We start from the raw sequence: 3984 nt of genomic DNA, 5'->3' as shown, positions 1-3984 counted from the left end.
GCCATGATGACGCCCTCAGTTGTTGTTGATGGTGCTTCCCTTGACGATCACGTCGCCGTCCGCCTTGACGGTAATCTTGCCGCTGCCCTTGAGCGTTATGTCCTTGCCGTCGGCAACAATGGTGCCGTCCTTTTTCATTGTGATCGACGCCGAGCCGCATCTGAGTGTGATCGAGTCACCCGCCTCGATTACCAGGTTCTTGCCGACCTTGATCGAGCTGTCGTCCGCAATCTGGATTCCGCTGCCCTTGCCGACCTTGAGCGCGTGCCCGCCTCCGACATCGGTTGCGTCGTCAGCGCCGATTTTTGCCGACCTGCCTTTGCCGATTTGCGACGACTGCGCGCCGCCGATGGTGAAACTCTGGTCCGCGCCGATTTTCACGCTCTGCGCGGCGGCGATTGTCCAATTGTCCGCCGCTCCGATGGTGTGAGTCTGTCCGGCCCCCACCGTCATCGAGCGCGATGCGCCGATCTCATTCGTCTGGACGGCGCCAACGCTTCGGGTTTCCGCTGCGCCCACTGAATCCACTCGCGCCGCGCCCACGGTAATCGTCTGGATCAACCCGACGGTCTGCGTGTGATTGGACCCGATCGTCTCCATCGAGTTCGCCCCGACGCCGATCGTCTCGTTCGAGCCAACCGTCAGCGAGCGGTTGACGCCCACCGTCTCGGTATCGTTCTTGCCGATGTTGGTGGTCTGGTCGACGCGGACCTTGACCGTCTTGTTGTTGCCGACGTCCTCGTCGAGGTTGTGGCCGACGGAGTGCTTGGCGTCGTGGTCGATGCGGTCGGACTGGTCGTGCTGCACCAGCTTGGTGCGGTCGTGCTTGACCAGAAGGTTATGGTCCTTCTGCGCCTGGAAATTGACCAGTTCGGAGCCGGCCTTGTCCTCGAACATCAGCTCGTTATAGCCGCCACCGCCTTTGGAGGAGTCGGACTTCCAGCCCGATTGCGTGGCGCTGCCCGGCAGCCCGTAGGGCGGCATCTGCGAGGCGTTGTAGACCCGGCCGGTGATGATCGGCAGGTCCGGGTCGCCTTCGATGAAGTCGACGATCACCTCCTGGCCGATGCGCGGGATCTGGATGAAGCCCCAGCCGCTGCCGGCCCAGGTCTGCGACACTCGCACGAAACAGGAGCTGTTCTGGTCGTTCTTGCCCAGACGGTCCCAATGGAACTGCACCTTCACCCGCGCATATTTGTCGGTGAATATTTCTTCGCCGGACGGGCCGACCACCGTCGCCGTCTGCGGCCCGCGCATGATCGGCCGTGGCGTGATCCGTGGTGGACGATAGGGCAAGGCGGTCGGCGCCAGGCCGAGGATCACCTTGAAGTTCTCGCTGTCGACGTCAGCATGGGCTCTGTAGCCTGGATCAAACAGTCTGTATTCGGCGCTGACCACCAGATACTCCTGATTCTGGTCCTCGCGCGGAAAGCTATCCAGCTTGAACGTGCAGCCCGAATAGAGGCCGCGCACGGTGCCGACGGCGGCGATGCGCTGGTGGACGGCCTGGATTTCCTCACGCCGGATCGCGGCCAGGCTGTCTCCCCGGCCCGTTTCGAGATGCGCGCCGGGCTGGCGGTAGTTCTCGCCCGCTGCCTCCTTGTGGCTGAACGGCTGGGCCGACTTGGCCATGAGATCGGCGCCCGGCTTCGTGAAATCATAGTCGGTGTGGGCATACGCGCCTGGGCGCACCGAACTGCCCGGTATCCATTCAGTGATGTATTCGACATCGCGCCGCGAACCCTGACCTTCAAAGTTATAGAGCACTTTCTCGTAGCCCGGCGCAGGCTTCAGCTTGCTCATCGCATCGGCCAGGACAAGCGTGTGCTTGCCGTCATCATGCTCGAAGAAATACAGGATGCCTTCATGCTCCAGCAGCCGCTGCACGAAATCCAGATCGGGTTCGTCGTACTGCACGCAATATTCGCGCGGGGGATAGGACCCTTGCAGGCGCAGATCGAATTCCGCGATACCGTATTTCTTGAAGATGTCCTTGACGATGTCGAGGACGCTCTTGTTCTGGAAAATACGGCAATCGGTGGTGTTGCCGAGAAACCAGAGCCACGGCCTGATGACCGCCTCATAGTAGGCCAGCCGATCTTCCAGCCGGGTGAGCCGGAACTCGGAGACGATGCCGCTGAACCAGCGTTTCGGATCAGATTCAGCTTCGATCGAGAGCGGCCCGCCCAGCATCTTCAACGGATCGATATCGGAGTCGGTGCTCACGAATCCGACCGTATAGGCAAAACAACGGCTGATCTCATCGCGTCCGACAAGATGCGTGAAGGTCAACAGCTCGGAGCCAACCGGTGTCCGGACAACGGTGGCACGTTCATTGGGCATGGGTCGAGCCCCCTCCTGGACGCGGCCGCCAATGTGATGGATTTGAAGTTCCCGCTATATTAACAGCATTCCGTTCAGGAACTTCTTAAATCCGCCACGCCAGGCCATGTTGAGCCTACCACATGTTTTCCTGCTGGCCAAAGAGGACATGGGGCGACAGAAACCCAAACCGTATCGCGGTTGGTCGGATTCACGCGCTGCACCTTCAGGTCTTGTTTCATGCAATGTCGTTTTCTCAAACGGAGGGCACTTTTGGGCGACATGCATTAACCAGCCGGTTCATCGGCTTGAAACGCTTCTGTCCTGTTTTACCCGCAAGCTGCTAGAATGGCGGAGTACCGATCAACGATCGACGGCGATCTCGGATGCACATCAGTCTGGAAATCAACAATGTCGACGCCTTGCCCGCTGGTACCTCGACCAGCTACGCGGCGCGTGATCGCGGCTTCGAAATCGGACGCGATGCTTGCGACTGGACCTTGCCGGATCCCGACAAGTTCATCTCGGGCCGCCACTGCGAGGTTCGCTACGAGGCGGGCGCGTTCTGGCTGCACGACATCTCGCGCAATGGGACTTTCATCAACGGATCGAGCCAGCGCATGACCGGGCCACACCGGCTTGGCCATGGCGACCGGATACTGATCGGCCGTTATGTCATCTTGGTATCGATCGACGAAGAGCGCGCCACGGCGGGCTACCCCAGCTACAAATCCGAGCAGCGAGACATGCCGCCCGCGACAGGCCGACCGCTGGAATTTAAACATGCACCTTTCTTCGATCCCGCGCAGCAACGGCCCGGGCAGCGCATTCCGCCGCACTCCCCACCCCTACCTTCGACCAGAGACGAGGTCTTGCGGGAGATCGCGATCGGAGCCGGCATTTCGCCGGAATTGCTTCAATTACGCGACCCGCATGAAGTTGCCGCCGAAATCGGCGCGGTCCTGCGGGCGGTGGTCGAGGAACTGACGTTGCTGCTGAAAGCACGTGCGGCCGCGAAAATGCTGGCCAAGAGCACACAACGAACGATGATCAGCGCCGCCGACAACAATCCGCTGAAGTTCGTTCCAGGAACCGACGAAATCCTCGAAATCATGTTCGCCCGTCGCAGGGCCGGCTATCTTGATGCCAGGCGCAGTATCGAGGACGCATTCCGCGATCTGAAGACGCACGAATTCGCCACCTATGCCGCCATGCAAGCTGCGCTCTCCCGACTGCTTGACGACCTGTCGCCCGAGGCGATCGGCAGGAAACTCCCGCCTACGTCGTTCACATCGAAGAAGGGGCAGGCCTGGGACGCCTATGTCGCGACATGGCGGACCATGGAGGAGGCACATGAAAACGGCATGCTGGACATCTTCCTGGCGTATTTCAGCGAGGCCTACGCCAAAGCCGACAAGCAAAAATAGGCGATCCAGGAAACGCCTGGCAGGGCAATCAGAAAAGTCCTCCGACGCCCGGCATCCGGTTCCAATAAACAATTTCTGAGATTACAATCGCGTACGACAGTTCGCCAAGCGGGTAAGACTCATTGACCTGGGGGTCTGCGGCAATGTCATGCTACGGCGGGACAGGATTTTCTGGCCAATCCTTCTGCGGACACTGCCGCGGCCGACCGGGGCTGCCCCTTTACCCGACCAGAAA

At 60.4% G+C, this 3984-nt stretch carries 2 protein-coding genes; one reads left to right on the top strand and one right to left on the bottom strand.

Features of this window, described 5'->3' with window-relative positions; genetic code table 11:
• Nucleotides 1-15 precede the first annotated feature (15 nt).
• Entirely contained in the window at nucleotides 16-2343 is a 2328-nt protein-coding gene (tssI, locus tag EN991_RS26325) for a type VI secretion system tip protein TssI/VgrG (RefSeq protein WP_063173924.1), read from the bottom strand.
• Between the two features lie 365 nt (nucleotides 2344-2708).
• On the opposite strand from tssI, the gene tagH reads away from it, so the two are divergent.
• Entirely contained in the window at nucleotides 2709-3749 is a 1041-nt protein-coding gene (tagH, locus tag EN991_RS26320; protein WP_127369861.1) for a type VI secretion system-associated FHA domain protein TagH, read from the top strand.
• Nucleotides 3750-3984: the final 235 nt, after the last annotated feature.

Origin of the sequence: Mesorhizobium sp. M7A.F.Ca.US.005.03.2.1 (genome assembly GCF_003997795.1) — a bacterium.
GTDB classification, from domain to species: domain Bacteria; phylum Pseudomonadota; class Alphaproteobacteria; order Rhizobiales; family Rhizobiaceae; genus Mesorhizobium; species Mesorhizobium ciceri.
This window is presented reverse-complemented; position numbering and strand designations above follow the sequence as displayed.

Bases quoted from the DNA above. Each gene is read 5' to 3' on its own strand.
- tagH (WP_127369861.1), top strand. From the start codon at position 2,709: ATGCACATCAGTCTGGAAATCAACAATGTCGACGCCTTGCCCGCTGGT.
- tssI (WP_063173924.1), bottom strand. From the start codon at position 2,343: ATGCCCAATGAACGTGCCACCGTTGTCCGGACACCGGTTGGCTCCGAG.